The following is a 16,108-nucleotide window of genomic DNA, read 5'->3' as shown; positions in this document are numbered from 1 at the left end:
CGGGCATCCGCGCCGCCACTCCGCCGCCCGCCCTAGCTGCGGGCATGCGTGCCCGCTGTCGGCGCAGCCGCGGGCATCCGCGCCGCCACTCCGCCGCCCGCCCTAGCTGCGGGCATGCGTGCCGCTAGGGGCGGCACGGGTGGGCGCAGCGGCACCCCGCTGCGCCGGGCTGCGGACCCACCCCGCCTCAGCCACACCCCGCAGCACCCGCTAACGCACCACCGCGTACAGCACCTGCCCCTCCGGCCCCCGAGCGACCTCCCGCAACCCGGCACCCCGCATGCCGGTGCCCGCCATCACCCACCGCACCCCGTACTCCCGCAGAATCGCCGCCCGCTCCTCCTCCGACGTCCCATCCGCGAAGTACCGCCGCACATCCCCCACCCGACGCCCTTCATCCGCGAGGAAGAAGTCGGGATACCCGGGCGCCACCGTGTACGCCCCGTACGCCGGGATCTGCCGCGCCGGCCGCCCCTCCCGGGCCATCACCACATCCCCGTACTTCACCCAGGGCGTCATCCACTGGTACCCCGTCCACGGCCGCCGGTACTTCTCCGCGACGGCCTCCGGAAGATCCCCCCGCTGCACGACGTACCCGACCGTCCCCACCTGCGTCCACGCCCCCAGGGCCAGCGCAGCGCCCAGCACGCACGCCCACCCCACCCGCACCCCGCGCCACCCCGCCTCGCACACCTCCACGGCGACCGCGAGCTGCGCCGGGATCAGCGCCGCCGGCAGGGCCCGCCCCCACGACCAGTGCCCGCTCACCCCACCGGCCGTCACCAGCATGGCCCCCAGGACGAAGAACAGCACCAGCGGATCCCAGCGGTCCCGCCACCACCGCGCCCCGAGCGCCACCACCCCGAGCAGCGCCAGCCAGTACCGCCCGATCAGATCGTCGTACAGCGGCCGGTGCACCGCCTCGAGCCCGCCACCCTCCCCGAACAGCGCGAAGAAGTCGTAATAGGGCCACAGCGCCAGCACCCCGAACCCCACCGCCAGACCGCCGCCGAGCCGAAGCCACGCCGCGCGGTCCGGCCGGGCGGCGACCACCGTCGCGGCCGCCCCCAGCGAAGCCACCACTCCCGAGAACTGGTGGCACAGCAGGATCACCGCCCACAGCACCCCGAGCCCGAGCCACACCCCCCACCCGGCGCCCTTCCGCGCCACCCGCCCCAGCCACGCCCAGAGGTGGAACGCCAACCCGAGCGCGAACAGGCTCGGATACGGCACCGTCAGCGCCAGCGAGTTGAGCCCGTAGAAGCCGCTCCACTTGAAGACGGCCGTCCCCCACAGGAACAGCAGGCTCAGCAGGGCCAGCGCGGGCGCGGCACGATGACCGGTCAGGGTGCGCACGTGACGCCACACCCCTGTCACCAGCAGCCCGAGCCCGGCGAGCGCCCCGAGTCGCAGCACCACGAAGACCGACAGGCCGGTCACTCGCGCCACACACCCGAGGACCAGCATCCAGGGCGAGTAGTACGGGCTCGGCGTGTCCGCGTCGACCAGCGGATTGCCCGGGTCGACGAGGTCGTGCCGCAGGCGCTGGACGGTCGCGGCGTGCATCCCGAGGTCCCCTGCCCAGGGCAGCCGGACGATGACCAGGAGCAGCAGCAGGACGACCACCGAGGCAGCGAGCCACGCGGCGAGGACGGCCGGCCTAGGCAGGGCGCGCATCGTGCGGGAACACCCAGGTCCGGTAGACGAGGAAACGGAAGGCGGAGGCCAGCACGATGGACAGCGCCTTGACCGCGTTGGATTCCAGCGGCCCCTCCATGCCGAGGCCGTGGTAGCCGACGTAGAACAGCCCGCTCTCCATGGCTACGCCGATCGTGCTGAGGACGAAGAACAGCGCGATCTGACGCCGGGTCCGGGACGCCCGGTCGCGGTAGGTGACGTACCGGAAACCCAGGTAGTTGCTGCCCATGGCGATCAGGCTGGCCGGCACGGTCGCCGCCATGGCGGCCAGGTGCAGCCCGTGCAGAAGCACGTTGAACACCAGGAAGTTCACCGCGACGCCGCTGCCGCCGACCAGCGCGAAGTGCACCACTTCGAGGACGACGCGCCTGGCCGGGCGGGCGGGGGCGGCCACCCGCTCCTCGGAGACGTTGAGAGTCACGTCCCAAGCCTTAGCCGGATCGGGTAAGTCCTCCAGTCGAATCGCCCTAAGGCACGCCAAGAAGAGGCGCCCCGGGCCGGAACCGGCCCGGGGCGCCCGTCACGCCGTACGCCCTACGAGTGCGTCCGCAGCAGCGTCCTCATCGTGCGCATCGCCACCGACAGGTTGGCGAGGTCGAACGCGTCGGAACTCTGGATCTCCTCCAGCGTGCTGCGGGCCCGGCCGAGGATCGCCGCGTTCTTCTGCTCCCACGCCTTGTAGCGCTGCTCGGGCGTCGAGGTGCCGTTGCCCACGGCCAGGACGTCGGCGGTCAGCGCCGCGTGCGCCGCGTACAGGTCCTCGCGGATCGCCGCACGGGCCATGGACTGCCAGCGGTCGGCGCGGGGCAGCTCGATGATGCGGTCCATGAGCTGGGTGATGCGCAGCCGGTCGGCGAGGTCGTAGTAGACCTCGGCGACGTCCATCGGCTCGCGGCCCATGCGGTCGGCGATCGAGACGATGTCGAGCGTCGGGAAGGCCGAGGAGAAGCCCGCCACCCGGGTGGCGAGTTCCTCCGGGACGCCGGCGCCGGTCAGCTCGTCGTGGATCTTCTGGTACCACTCCAGGTCGGCGCCGCGCAGCAGCTTCGGCAGCTGCCCCCAGACCTGCTCGACCCGGTCGGCGAAGAAGTCGACCGTCCCGGCGAGCTCCAGCGGCTGCGGCCGGTTGTTGAGCAGCCAGCGCGTGCCGCGCTCCACCAGGCGGCGCGCGTGCAGCCGGATGCGGGTCTGGACCTCGGCCTCGACCTTGTTGTCGAGCGCCTCGACCCCGTCCCACACCGGGGACTGGCGGAAGATCGCCCGGGCCGCGGTCTGCGCCCGCACGATCTCCTCCAGCGACGCGCCGGTCTCCTCGCGCAGCCGGTGCAGATACGTCGTACCGCCGGTGTTCACCGTGTCGTTGACCAGCACGGTCGTGGTGATCTCACGGCGCAGCGGGTGGCAGACGAGGTGCTCGGGGAACTGCTCGCGCAGCTCCTTCGGGAAGTACGCGTGCAGCAGGGTGCTCAGGTACGGGTCGTCCGGCAGCGTGGTGTGCAGCAGCTCCTCGGCGACCGTGATCTTGGTGTACGCCAGCAGCACGGCCGTCTCCGGGCCGGTCAGGCCCTGGCCCTGGGCGAGCCGCTCGCGGATCTGCCGGTCGGTGGGCAGGAACTCCAGCGCCCGGTCGAGGTGCCCCTCCCTGACCAGGTGCTTCATGAAGCGCTGCTGGGCGTGGAGCATGGCACTTGACTGGGCCAGGGCGTTGGCGATCGCCGTGTTCTGCGCGTAGTTGTTGCGCAGCACCAGGTGGCCGACCTCGTCGGTCATCTCGGCGAGCAGCTTGTTGCGCTGCTTGACGGTCATGTCGCCGTCCCGGACCAGGCCGTTGAGCAGGATCTTGATGTTCACCTCGTGGTCGGAGGTGTCCACGCCCGCGCTGTTGTCGATGGCGTCGGTGTTGATCCGGCCGCCCTGCAGCGCGAACTCGATCCGGCCGAGCTGGGTCAGGCCGAGGTTGCCGCCCTCGCCGACGACCTTGACGCGCAGGTCCTTGCCGTCGACGCGGATGGCGTCGTTGGCCTTGTCGCCGACGTCCGCGTTGGACTCGGCGGAGGACTTGACGTACGTGCCGATGCCGCCGTTCCACAGCAGGTCCACCGGCGCGTGGAGGATCGCCTTCATCAGGTCGGCCGGGGTCAGCTTGGCGACCTTGGCCTCGATGCCGAGGGCCTCGCGGATGTGGGCGTTGACCGGGATCGCCTTGGCCGTGCGCGGGAAGATGCCGCCGCCGGCCGACAGCAGCTCCGTGTTGTAGTCCTCCCAGCTGGAGCGGGGCAGCTCGAACAGACGGCGGCGCTCGGCGTAGGAGGTGGCGGCGTCCGGGTTCGGGTCGATGAAGATGTGCCGGTGGTCGAAGGCCGCGACCAGGCGGATGTGCTCGGAGAGCAGCATGCCGTTGCCGAACACGTCACCGGACATGTCGCCGATGCCGACGACCGTGAAGTCCTCGGACTGGGTGTCCACGCCCAGCTCCCGGAAGTGCCGCTTGACGGACTCCCAGGCGCCACGGGCGGTGATGCCCATGCCCTTGTGGTCGTAGCCGGCGGAGCCGCCGGAGGCGAAGGCGTCACCGAGCCAGAAGTTGTACTTCTCGGCGACCCCGTTGGCGATGTCGGAGAAGGTCGCGGTGCCCTTGTCGGCGGCGACGACGAGGTAGGTGTCGTCCTCGTCGTGCCGGACGACGTCGGCCGGGGGCACGACGTCGCCCGCGACCATGTTGTCGGTGATGTCGAGCAGCGCCGAGATGAACGTCTTGTAGCTGGCGATGCCCTCGGCCATCCAGGCGTCCCGGTCCACGGACGGGTCGGGCAGCTGCTTGGCGACGAAGCCGCCCTTGGCGCCGACCGGCACGATGACGGTGTTCTTCACCATCTGCGCCTTGACCAGGCCGAGGATCTCGGTGCGGAAGTCCTCACGCCGGTCGGACCAGCGCAGACCACCGCGCGCGACCTTGCCGAAGCGCAGGTGCACGCCCTCGACGCGCGGCGAGTACACCCAGATCTCGAAGGCCGGGCGGGGTGCCGGCAGGTCGGGGATGGCCTGCGGGTCGAACTTCATGGAGACGTAGTCGTGCGGCTTGCCGCCCGCGGCCTCCTGGAAGAAGTTGGTCCGCAGCGTCGCCTTGATGACCGTCAGGAAGGACCTGAGGATCCGGTCCTCGTCGAGCGAGGCCACCTGGTCGAGGGCCGCGTCGAGCTCCTCCAGCAGCGCGTCCACGATCTCGTGCCCCGCGCGCTGCCGGTCCGGCGACATCCGCGCCTCGAACAGGGAGACGAGCAGGCGGGTGGTGTGGACGTTGTTGCGGAGGGTGTCCTCCATGTAGTCCTGGCTGAACGTCGACGCCGCCTGGCGCAGGTACTTCGCGTACGCCCGCAGCACCATCGCCTGGCGCCAGGTCAGCCCGGCGCTCAGCACGAGGGCGTTGAAGCCGTCGTTCTCCGCCTTGCCGGTCCAGGTCGCGGCGAAGGCGTCCTGGAAGCGCTCGCGGGCGTCGTCGCCGAAGTGGTCCCCGCTGCCGTTCGCGCGGGGCATGCGCAGACCGAAGTCGTAGATCCAGGCCACGCTGCGGTCCGAGCAGCGCAGCTCGTAGGGCCGCTCGTCGACGACCTCGACACCGAGCCGGTTGAGGACCGGCAGGACGGCGGAGAGGGAGATGGCGTCGCCCGTGCGGTAGATCTTGAAGCGGCGCTCCTCGGGGGCGGCGCCCACCGGTTCGTACAGGCTGAGCGCGAAGTCCTTGTCCGCCTCGGCGTTCAGCTGCTCGAGGTGGACGAGGTCGGCGACCGCGGCGCGCGGGTTGTGGTCGGCCTTGTAGCCCTCGGGGAAGGCGTGCGCGTACCGGCGCATCGCCTCGGCCGCGTGCTCCTCGCCGAGCTCGGCGTTGAGCGCCTCGGCGAAGGCGTCCTCCCAGGAGCGGGCGGCCTCCACCAGCCGGGCCTCGATGCGCTCCTTGTCGGCGTCGGACAGCTCCGGCAGCTCGGTGCCCTGCGGGACCCGGACCACGAAGTGCAGCCGGGACAGGATCGACTCGGTGTTCCAGGCGGTGAAGTCGACGCTGATGCCGCCGAGCTCCTCCTTGAGGATCTCGATGATCCTCAGGCGGACGCCCGTGGTGTAGCGGTCGCGCGGGAGGTAGACGAGGGCGGAGTAGTAGCGCCCGTACTCGTCCTGGCGCAGGTAGAGCCTGAGGCGCCTGCGCTCCTGGAGGTAGAGGACGGAGGTGACGATGGAGCGCAGCTCGTCGACCGGGGTCTGGAAGAGCTCGTCGCGCGGGTACGTCTCCAGGATCTGCGTCAGGTCGCGGCCGTCGTGGCTGTTGGGTGAGAACCCGGCGCGCTCCAGGACCTCCTCGACCTTCCGCCGGATGACCGGGACCCGGCGCACGGACTCGGTGTACGCGGCGGAGGAGAACAGCCCGAGGAAGCGGCGCTCGCCGATGACGTTGCCGTCGGCGTCGAACTTCTTGACGCCGATGTAGTCCAGGTAAGACGGCCGGTGCACGGTCGCCCTGCTGTTCGCCTTGGTCAGCACGAGCAGCTTGTGCTCGCGCGCCTTGGCCCGGGCGTCGGCGGGCAGCCGCTCGAACGAGGGGCTGACCGGGTGGCTCTCCTCGGCCGCGTGGTGCGGGTCCGCGCGCAGTATGCCGAGCCCGGTGCCGGGCACGGCGGCCAGCGAGTCGTCGTCGCGCAGCTGGTACTCGCGGTAGCCGAGGAAGGTGAAGTGGTCGTCGGACAGCCAGCGCAGCAGCTCGCGGGCCTCCTCGACCTGGGGTCCGGGCAGATCGCCGGGGATGGGCTCGTCCGGCAGCCCCTCCGCCAGCCGGATCGCCGCTTCCCGCATCTTGCCCCAGTCCTCGACGGCCTCACGGGCGTCGGACAGCACGCGCAGCAGGTCGGCGGTGATCTGCTTCAGATCCGCCCGGTCGGTCTCGCGGTCGATCTCGACATGGATCCAGGACTCGACGTGCGCGTCGTGCGGAAGGTCTCCGGTCGCCGGGGTCGAGAGGACCTCGATGAGCTTGCCGGTGACATCGCGTCGCACGACGAACTGCGGGTGGATGACGACGTGGATCCCGCGCCCCTGCCGCGTCAGCTCGTTGGTGACGGAGTCGACGAGGAAGGGCATGTCGTCGGTGACGACCTCGACCACGGAGTGGCTGCAGGTCCACCCGTTCTCTTCCACCGTGGGCGTGTGCACCCGCACGTTGGCCGTGCCCTGGGGGCGGTTCTCGGCCAGCCGGTAGTGCGATACGGCAGCTCCGAAGACGTCGACCGGGTCGCGGTCGGTGAGGTCCTCCGGTGCCGTGTGCAGGTAGTAACGCTGGAGGAACGTGTGGAGGGTCTCGCGGTCCGGGGCCTTCTGGGCGTCTGGGGTCTCCTCGCCCGTCGACCCGGTCGGTAGGTGCCCCCCGACCGGGCTGTTCTCAGCTACCCGGGCGGCCCTCTCGAGCAACTCGGCCTTGGCTTCGTCCAGCTTGGTCTGCATTGTCCTCTGGCTCCTGTCGCGCGCCGTTGCGTGACGTAGAAGGAAGTACGGCCTCTGCGCTGACGACCTCACGTCGTGACACGGGGTATCCGGTCTGTTCCGACGCTATGCCGCAAGGCGAGATGAGCGGGGGTGTCTGAGCCATTTTTGAGCTGCGCCACCGGTGTGACGCTGCTCTCTGCGACGCTCGGGTACGGGTGATGCTCGGCGTCCCGGGAGTCCTGAATGGCACGTCCCGCCCGCGAAGACCAGCGACCGCCGCCCGGTCACGGATGTCGTCCGTGCTTTCCGGGCGCAGGGCAGGGACGACGACGTCCCCGCGAACTATCGCGCTGATCACGCCACCAAGGCTATCGCTCCTCACAGGGGCTCCGTCATGAGCCGTATGTGTACAAAACCAGCCGTGGAAGTTTGACGTTCTGCACAGTGCCGCTACGGGTTCCGGTCAGGAAGGCCCGTCACGCCGCGAGACGCTCCGCCTCCTCGACCGCTTCCTCCAGCGTGTCCACGACAGGAACACCGACGGCTTCGAGACTCACTCTGCTGTGCGATCCGCCGGTGTACAGCACGGCCCGCGCCCCGACGTGCAGCGCCGCCACCGCGTCGTCCGCGGCGTCCCCGATCACCACGGTCCGCTCCGGCGCCACCCCGTTCAGCGACGCCAGGTGCCGCACCATGTGCTCGGCCTTGCTGCCCCCCGACGGCCCGGTCCGCCCGTCCACCCGTATGAAGTGCGGCTCGATGCCGAATCCCCGCACCAGCGGAACCAGCTCCTCGTGCACGTACATGCTCAAAATCGACTGGCTGCGGCCCGCCGAGCGCCATCCGGCCAGCAGCTCCACGGCCCCCGCCGTCAGCCCGCACGACGTCCGGTGCTCGGAGTAGTACCGGTGGAAGACGTCGTCCATGGCCTCCCACTCGGCCTCGGTCGGCAGCCGCCCCATCAGCCGCTCGTAGAACTTCGGCACCGGTACGCAGTACAGCTCCCGGTACTTCTCCAGCGTCAGCGGCTCGAGGCCCAGCTCGGCGAAGGCCGCGTTCGTCGCGCCGATGATCGCGTCGATGTCGTGGAACAGCGTCCCGTTCCAGTCCCAGACAATGTGCGCGCCCGTCTTCATCCCCATGCCCGAAAACGTACCCGCCCCCACTGACAATCAAGAGACCGGCGCCTCAACGCGCCCCCGGCGACGGGTTCGGTCCCCGCCACGCCCCGGCGACGGAATCAGTCCCCGCCACGCCCCGGCGACGGATTCAGTCCCGGCGGCCCACCAGGTTCGCGATCTCCTGGGTGGCGAACCACAGCAGCTCGTGGTCCTCCGCCCCGTCCACGGTGAATTGTGCGTCGTCGTCCCCGCCGTCCGCCGCCGGCAGCGCCTCGGCGGCCGCCGCCACATCGGCCTCCGCGTCCGTCGCGTCGACGTGCACCGACGCCGCCTTGCCGAGCGGCGTCGGGCCCGCGACCCGTACCTCCCCCAGCGCCTCAGGCTCGAACCCCCGCTCGGGGTCCGCGCTCACGGCCCGGTCGGCGACGTCGACGGCGATGACGACCCGGCGCCGCGGCGCCTCGGGCTCGGCCGCCAGCAGGCGCAGCGAGGCCAGCGCGGCCCGGCCGAGCGCCGCGTACTCCAGTTCCTCGATGTCGTCGGAGACGTACCACTCGCGCAGTCCCGGCGTCACGGCATAGGCGACGAACGGCCCACTTCCCAGCTCACCCGTCTTGTACGCCTCGGCGAGGCCGGTGAGGGTCAGGGGCACGTAGACACGCATGGGGGGCCGCTTTCGTGGTCGTGATGGTCGTGATCGGAGCTCTCTCGGCACGGTTCCGGGCTTTCTCGGCACGGCTCCCGGCTCTCTCGTCACGGCTCCGGAAGGTCTTCAGGATACGTGCGGGGCGTCCCCTTTCGAGCCCCGCCCCGGGACGCCGGAGGCGTCCACCCGCGGCCCGGAATTCACCCGGCACGCCCCCGGTATCCAAGGGCCCCCCACCCCGAGATCACCCGGATAGGTGAACTTTCCGGCGCCCGCGACCCGAGCCGCCCTTCCTTGCCGCGACCCCGGCCCGCCCCGTACAAGATCACCAACCCGAAGTTACTCCCCGGTATGCACCGGGCCCACGAAACGGGGACCCCCCATGCACAAGGTCATGACCAGGACCCATCACCGCCCGACCACCCACCCCCCGACCCACCGCGACACACGAGGGCCGGCCACGACCGCGGCACCTCGCCCGCCGGCGACCACTGCCCCGGTCGGCACCTCGCCCCTCGCCCCCGGGTACGCCGCCCCCCGCACCCCCGTCGGCACCACCTCCACACCGCCCCTCCCCGGCGGCTCGGCGCCGCCGCGCTCTCCCGGCAGCGGACGGGCCCGGCCAACCGCTGCGGGCGGGCGTCCGCCGGCCTCCGCCCGCGCCAGGGCTTCCCGCACCCGCCCTGCGGACACGCGCCCGCCGTCCCTCTCAGCAACCCGCACAGCCCCGCGTCGGACCCCGGAAGCGACCGGCTCCCCGGCCCGCCCGCACGCCACCGCCCCCGCCTCTACCGAAACCGCCCCTGTCCCGGCCCAGGACTCACGTCACACGGCGGTCCTCCAGCTCCTGCCCACCGACGTCTTCGCCGACCTCCTCGTCGCCGTCCTGAGCGGCCACCGCCCCGTCCACTCGATGCTCCGCCACACCCGCGGCCGCGCGTACGACGAGCTGGCCTGGCTGGCCGAACGCGGCCCCCTGCGCACCCGTGGAGCCCGCCCCGTCGTCCGCGACATCGGCTGGTTCGAACCCCGGCCGGGTGCCATCGAGGCCTTCGCCCGCATCGGCGCCGGCGACCGGCTGCGCGCCATGGCCTTCCGCCTGGAACTCGGCCAGGACCTCCGCTGGCGCTGCACGGCCGTGGAACTCGGCGGCCCCCGCCCGCCCCGCCCGGAGTCCGACTGAGGCCTGCCGAGGCCCCCGGAAGCGGGTGCCTGTGCGTCGGGCACCGCCGCGCAGCCCCCGCCCATGACGAAGGGCCGGACACCCGCAGGTGCCCGGCCCCTCTGAACCGCTACGCGGACATCGTCACTTCTTGCGACGCCCCCGGCCCCGCGCCTGCTTGCGCCGCTCCGCACGCGTCAGGCCGTCGGCCTCGGAGCGCACCGGCTCGCCGTCCTCGGTGAAGTCGCCCTCGATGGTGCCGCCCTCGCCGTCGACCGTCGGCGCGGAGAAGTGGAGGTTGCGCCGCTGCGGGACGTCGAGCCCCTTGGCACGGATCTCCGGACGGGAACCCGCCTGCGCCGGCACCGCGTCGTGCTTCTCCAGGTCGGCCACCGGCTTGGTGTCCTCGACCGGGACCTCCTCGACCTGCTGCTCGACCTGGACCTCCAGGTTGAACAGGTAGCCGACGGACTCCTCCTTGATGCCCTCCATCATGGCGGTGAACATGTCGAAGCCCTCGCGCTGGTACTCGACCAGCGGGTCCTTCTGCGCCATGGCGCGCAGGCCGATGCCCTCCTGGAGGTAGTCCATCTCGTAGAGGTGCTCGCGCCACTTGCGGTCCAGGACCGACAGCACGACCCGGCGCTCCAGCTCACGCATGATCTCGGAGCCGAGCTGCGCCTCACGGGCCGCGTACTGGTCGTGGATGTCGTCCTTGATGGAGTCGCCGATGAACTCGGCGGTCAGCCCGGCGCGGTCGCCGGCCGCCTCCTCCAGCTCCTCGACGGTGATGTTGCACGGGTAGAGCTGCTTGAAGGCGCCCCACAGCCGGTCGAGGTCCCAGTCCTCCGGGAAGCCCTCGGCGGTCTCGGCCTGGACGTAGGCGTCGATGGTGTCGTCCATGAAGTGCTGCACCTGCTCGTGCAGGTCCTCGCCCTCCAGGACGCGGCGCCGCTCGCCGTAGATGACCTCGCGCTGGCGGTTGAGGACCTCGTCGTACTTGAGGACGTTCTTACGCGTCTCGAAGTTCTGCTGCTCGACCTGCGACTGGGCGGAGGCGATCGCGCGGGTGACCATCTTGTTCTCGATCGGCACGTCGTCCGGGACGTTCGCCATCGACATCACGCGCTCGACCATCTGGGCCTTGAACAGGCGCATCAGGTCATCGCCGAGAGAGAGGTAGAAGCGCGACTCGCCGGGGTCGCCCTGTCGGCCGGAACGACCGCGCAGCTGGTTGTCGATGCGCCGCGACTCGTGCCGCTCGGTGCCGAGCACGTAGAGCCCGCCGAGCTTCTCGACCTCGTCCTTCTCGTTCTGGACGGCCTTCTCGGCCCGCTTGAGCGCCTCGGGCAGGGCGTGCGCCCACTCCTCGATGTGCTCCTCGGGGTCGAGGCCGCGCTGGCGCAGCTCCGCTTCGGCGAGGTCATCCGGGCTGCCGCCGAGCTTGATGTCCGTACCTCGGCCGGCCATGTTGGTGGCCACCGTGACGGCGCCCTTGCGGCCGGCCTGGGCGACGATCGTCGCCTCCCGGTCGTGCTGCTTGGCGTTGAGCACCTCGTGCTGGATGCCGCGCTTGCTGAGCTGCTGCGAGAGGTACTCGGACTTCTCGACGGAGGTCGTGCCGACGAGGATCGGCTGGCCCTTGCGGTGCTTCTCCTCGATGTCGTCGACGACCGCCTCGAACTTGGCGACCTCGGTCCGGTAGATCAGGTCCGACTGGTCCTTGCGGACCATCGGCCGGTTGGTCGGGATGGGCACCACGCCGAGCTTGTAGATCTGGTGGAACTCGGCGGCCTCGGTCATGGCCGTACCGGTCATGCCGCACAGACCGGGCTGTTCCTTGTCGTTGTGGTCGTGGCGCTTGTAGAGGCGGAAGAAGTTCTGGAGGGTGATCGTGGCGAGCGTCTGGTTCTCGTCCTTGATGGGCACCGCTTCCTTGGCCTCGATCGCCTGGTGCATGCCCTCGTTGTAGCGGCGGCCCGCGAGGATACGTCCGGTGTGCTCGTCGACGATCATGACCTCGTCGTCGATGATGACGTAGTCCTTGTCCTTCTTGAAGAGCTCCTTGGCCTTGATGGCGTTGTTCAGGTAGCCCACCAGAGGGGTGTTCACCGACTCGTAGAGGTTGTCGATGCCCAGCCAGTCCTCGACCTTGGCGACACCGGACTCGTGGATGGCGACCGTGCGCTTCTTCTCGTCGACGTCGTAGTCGCCGGTCTCCTCGAGGCCCTTGAGCGGCTGGCCGGCCTCGCCGCGCTTGAGGCGCTTCACGAGCTTGGCGAAGTCCCCGTACCACTTGGTGGCCTGGTCGGCCGGGCCGGAGATGATCAGCGGCGTACGGGCCTCGTCGATGAGGATGGAGTCGACCTCGTCGACGATGGCGAAGTTGTGGCCGCGCTGGACGAGCTCGTCCTGGGACCACGCCATGTTGTCGCGCAGGTAGTCGAAGCCGAACTCGTTGTTCGTGCCGTACGTGATGTCGCAGGCGTACTGCTCGCGGCGCTGAGCCGGCGTCATGTTGGCGAGGATGCAGCCGACCTCCAGGCCCAGGAACCGGTGGACGCGGCCCATCATCTCGGAGTCGCGCTCGGCCAGGTAGTCGTTGACCGTGATGATGTGGACGCCCTTGCCGGACAGGGCGTTCAGATACGCCGGCAGCGTGCCGACGAGGGTCTTGCCCTCACCGGTCTTCATCTCGGCCACGTAGCCCATGTGCAGGGCCGCGCCACCCATCATCTGCACGTCGTAGTGACGCTGGCCCAGGACGCGCTTGGCGGCCTCGCGGACGGTGGCGAACGCCTCGGGCAGCAGGTCGTCCAGGGTCTCGCCGTCGGCGTAGCGCTGCTTGTACTCATCGGTGAGGGCGCGCAGCTCGGCGTCGGAGAGGTCGACGAAGTCCTCTTCGATGGAGTTGACCTGGTCCGCGATGCGGTGCAGCTTGCGCAGGATCTTGCCTTCGCCTGCACGCATGATCTTCGAGAGGACGGACACGGGGGTTGGTCTCCTTGCCGGTCGGGCCTGGGACGGTCGGTTACCACTTGACTTACTGAGCAACGGCCATCGTATGCGAGGACCCCACCGCGCCGGGAGGGCCTGCCGTGACGGCGACCGTCCGCTGCTTCAATTCTGATTCACGTCTGCTTCAAAGGGGACAACGTGCGGCACCCCCGGATGGTGCCGCACCACTCCACCGAATTGCACAAAGCGTGATCACTCCCTTACCGAGGGCAAAACAGATGGCACCGTGTCCCGCCGCCGAGCAGAATCAGCCGATGGACCCCGTCACCCTCACCACGGACCGCCTCCTGCTGCGCACGGTGGGCTCGCAGGACACCGACGCGGTGTACGACGCCTGCCAGGACCCCGACATCCAGCGCTGGACCACGATCCCCTCGCCCTACCTGCGCGAGCACGCCCGGAGCTTCACGGAACAACTTGTCCCGGACGGCTGGGCGGACGGCTCCATGTTCACCTTCGGCGTCTTCCTGCACTGCGGAGACCTGGCGGGCATGCTCAGCATCACGATGCGCGCCCTGGGCATGGGCGAGATCGGCTTCTGGGCCGCGAAGCAGCACCGGGCCAACGGCTACGTCACCGAGGCCGCCCTCACCGCCTGCCGCTGGTCCTTCACCCACGCCGCGCTCGACCGCGTCGAATGGCGGGCGACCGTGGGCAACCGGGCTTCCCGCGCGGTGGCGGAACGCGCGGGCTTCACGATCGAGGGCACGCTGCGCTCCGCCACGAACAACAAGGGAGTACGCCACGACACCTGGGTGGGTTCCCTGCTCCCCTCGGACCTGGGCCTGCCTTCGACGGCCCCGTACCTGCCGGCGCGCTGACCGTCCCGGCCGCCGGGGCAGATCTGCAGGTCACACCCCTTTGTCAGTCCCACCCCCTACTCTGCGGCCATGACCACCCCGCCCCCCATCGCAGACCTCTCCGCCGACGAGGCCCGCAGAATCGCGCTCCGCGCCCAGGGCTTCCTCGGCGCGCCCGACCGCCGCTCCGGCGTCCGCGGCGTCCTCCGCCACCTGGGCGCGATACAGCTCGACACCATCTCGGTCCTGGCCCGCTCCCATGAACTCGTCCCGTACGCCCGCCTGGGCGCGGTGGGCCGGAAGACGGTGGAGGACGCCTACTGGCGGGACACGCACTCCTTCGAGTACTGGTCGCACGCCGCGTGCATCCTGCCCATCGAGGAGTGGCCCCACTTCGCCTTCCGCCGCCGCGCCTACCGCGCCCGCCCGCACTGGAACCACGAACTCCCCGACGGCGCCTATGACCAGGTCATCAAGCAGCTCCGCTCCGAAGGCCCCCTCACGGCGACGGAGCTGGGAGGCGCGAAGAAGACGAACGACTGGTGGGACTGGTCCGGCTCCAAGGTCGCCGTCGAACGCGCCTTGATGTACGGCGAGGTGGTCTGCGTGGAGCGCCGCGGCTGGAAGCGCCTCTACGACCTCGCCGAGCGTGCCGTTCCGCAGGAGCTGCTGCACGACGAGCTGGACGACACCGAGTGCCTGCGCCGCCTGGTGGGCCTGGCGGGCCGCTCCCTGGGGGTCGGCACGCGCGCGGACATCGCCGACTACCACCGCCTCAAGGGCGAGCAGGTCGACGCGGTGATCGCCGATTCCGGCCTGGTCCCGGTCACGGTCGAGGGCTGGGGCAAGCCCGCTTGGGCCGACCCTGTGGCCCTGCAGACGCCCCCGCGCGGCCGGCACCGCACCACGCTCCTGTCGCCCTTCGACTCCCTGATCTGGGAGCGGGCACGCACGGAGCGGATCTTCGGCTTCACACACCGCCTGGAGGCCTACGTCCCCAAACAGAAGCGTGTGTACGGCTACTTCGCGATGCCGGTGCTGGCCGGCGGGCGTCTCGTCGGCCGCGTGGACCCGGCCCGCGAGGGCCGCACACTGGTGGCCAAGCAGGTCACGCTGGACGGCCCCAAGGCGGTCCCGGCCGTCGCGCAGGCCCTGGCGGAGGCGGCGACCTGGGTGGACTGCACGGACGTCCGCGTGGAGCGGGTCGACACGCCGGGCCTGCGCGAGCCCCTGGCGAAGGAACTCGCCCGTACTCTCGGCTGAGGCCGGGCCCTAACGGATTTCGAGGATCTTCTCCCGCATCGCGTACACCACCGCTTCCATCCTGGAGTGCAGTTGCAGCTTCTCCAGGATGTTGCGGACGTGGTTCTTCACGGTGTTCTCGGAGATGAACAACTCCTTGGCGATGTCCCGGTTGTTCATGCCCGTGGCGACGAGCTTGAGGACTTCGAGTTCACGGTCGGTCAGACGCGGTGCGGGCACCAGCCGCCGTTCGTCCGTGCGCTGGATCATCGACTTGAACTCGGTGAGGAGTTTCGACGCCATGGACGGGCTGATCTGCGACTGCCCGTCGGCCACCGCGCGAATGGCGGTGGCCACCTCGTCGGTGGAGATCTCCTTGAGGAGATAGCCGGTCGCGCCCGCCTTGATGGCGTCGTAGAGATCGGCTTCCTCATCGCTGATCGTCAACATGATGATCTTTGCGCTGGGTGCCACCTCCTTGATGGAGGTACACGCCTCGATCCCGCCCCGCTTGGGCATCCGCACGTCCATCAGGACGATGTCGGGCAGCAGGTCGGCGGCCTTCTCCACGGCCTCGGCGCCGTCGCCCGCCTCCCCGACGACCTGGATGTCCTCCTCGGCGGCGAGCACGATCTCAAGGCCACGACGGAACAAGGCGTGGTCGTCCACCACAAGGACTCTGATCGGTTCCTTGCGTGGAGTCCCCGAGTCCGGGCCCATGCCGACGACGCCGCCGTCGGCATCCTCGTCACGCATCGGTCCGAAGCTGTCCGCCATCGTTCCTCCCCCTGAAGGCTGTGGCCTTGAGTCCTGAGCCATCGCCAACCCAGAGCAACGACCCACCGGTTGGGTCGTGGTCACCATGATTTCATGCCTGGACGGCACCGGGGTGCCGGAGCGGGGCGCGAAGTGGTCGCACGGAGGTGCCCCTGGGGGCGCACACACGCTCCAG

General features: G+C 70.2%; 10 protein-coding genes. 3 read left to right on the top strand and 7 right to left on the bottom strand.

Translation table 11 applies throughout. The annotated features are described in order from the left end of the window. Positions 1-210 precede the first annotated feature (210 nt). The 5 genes from FDO69_RS38825 to FDO69_RS38805 all read right to left on the bottom strand — a co-directional run bounded on the left by FDO69_RS38825 (position 211) and on the right by FDO69_RS38805 (position 8,952). Positions 211-1,677: a hypothetical protein gene (locus FDO69_RS38825; RefSeq protein ID WP_104788429.1), complete on the bottom strand. Its 1,467-nt coding sequence runs from the start codon at positions 1,675-1,677 to the stop codon at positions 211-213. Beyond that, entirely contained in the window at positions 1,661-2,119 is a 459-nt protein-coding gene (locus FDO69_RS38820; RefSeq protein WP_104788427.1) for a GtrA family protein, read from the bottom strand. Before FDO69_RS38820 ends, FDO69_RS38825 begins: the two co-directional genes overlap by 17 nt. Before the next feature lie 113 nt (positions 2,120-2,232). Further along, positions 2,233-7,185 carry an NAD-glutamate dehydrogenase gene (locus FDO69_RS38815; RefSeq protein WP_104788424.1) on the bottom strand — a complete coding sequence of 1,651 codons (4,953 nt, stop codon included), beginning with the start codon at positions 7,183-7,185 and terminating at the stop codon, positions 2,233-2,235. Between the two features lie 458 nt (positions 7,186-7,643). Continuing rightward, the gene (locus FDO69_RS38810; protein WP_104788422.1) at positions 7,644-8,309 is read right to left on the bottom strand and encodes an HAD family hydrolase; all 666 of its coding nucleotides are present in this window, start codon (positions 8,307-8,309) and stop codon (positions 7,644-7,646) included. Positions 8,310-8,436: 127 nt separating this feature from the next. Continuing rightward, on the bottom strand, positions 8,437-8,952 hold the full coding sequence (locus FDO69_RS38805) for a DUF6912 family protein (protein ID WP_104788419.1): 516 nt from the start codon (positions 8,950-8,952) through the stop codon (positions 8,437-8,439). A gap of 364 nt (positions 8,953-9,316) precedes the next feature. Between FDO69_RS38805 and FDO69_RS38800 the strand changes: the two genes are divergently transcribed. Next, positions 9,317-10,117, top strand: a complete 801-nt coding sequence (locus FDO69_RS38800; RefSeq protein ID WP_104788417.1) for an Rv3235 family protein — start codon at positions 9,317-9,319, stop codon at positions 10,115-10,117. Between the two features lie 123 nt (positions 10,118-10,240). Here the strand turns inward: FDO69_RS38800 and secA are convergent, their stop codons facing one another. After that, complete coding sequence (gene secA / locus FDO69_RS38795; RefSeq protein WP_104788414.1) at positions 10,241-13,087, bottom strand: preprotein translocase subunit SecA; 2,847 nt, start codon at positions 13,085-13,087, stop codon at positions 10,241-10,243. A gap of 281 nt (positions 13,088-13,368) precedes the next feature. Here secA and FDO69_RS38790 point away from each other — a divergent pair, with 281 nt between their 5' ends. Further along, positions 13,369-13,935: a GNAT family N-acetyltransferase gene (locus tag FDO69_RS38790; RefSeq protein ID WP_104788502.1), complete on the top strand. Its 567-nt coding sequence runs from the start codon at positions 13,369-13,371 to the stop codon at positions 13,933-13,935. 69 nt (positions 13,936-14,004) lie between these two features. Continuing rightward, positions 14,005-15,177: a winged helix-turn-helix domain-containing protein gene (locus FDO69_RS38785; RefSeq protein WP_104788411.1), complete on the top strand. Its 1,173-nt coding sequence runs from the start codon at positions 14,005-14,007 to the stop codon at positions 15,175-15,177. 9 nt (positions 15,178-15,186) lie between these two features. Here the strand turns inward: FDO69_RS38785 and FDO69_RS38780 are convergent, their stop codons facing one another. Beyond that, complete coding sequence (locus FDO69_RS38780; protein WP_104788408.1) at positions 15,187-15,933, bottom strand: response regulator; 747 nt, start codon at positions 15,931-15,933, stop codon at positions 15,187-15,189. Positions 15,934-16,108 lie beyond the last annotated feature (175 nt).

This window comes from Streptomyces tibetensis (assembly GCF_007655005.1).
GTDB lineage: Bacteria > Actinomycetota > Actinomycetes > Streptomycetales > Streptomycetaceae > Streptomyces > Streptomyces tibetensis.
The sequence above is the reverse complement of the archived record's forward strand: the minus strand, read 5'-3'. Positions and strand labels throughout refer to the sequence as shown.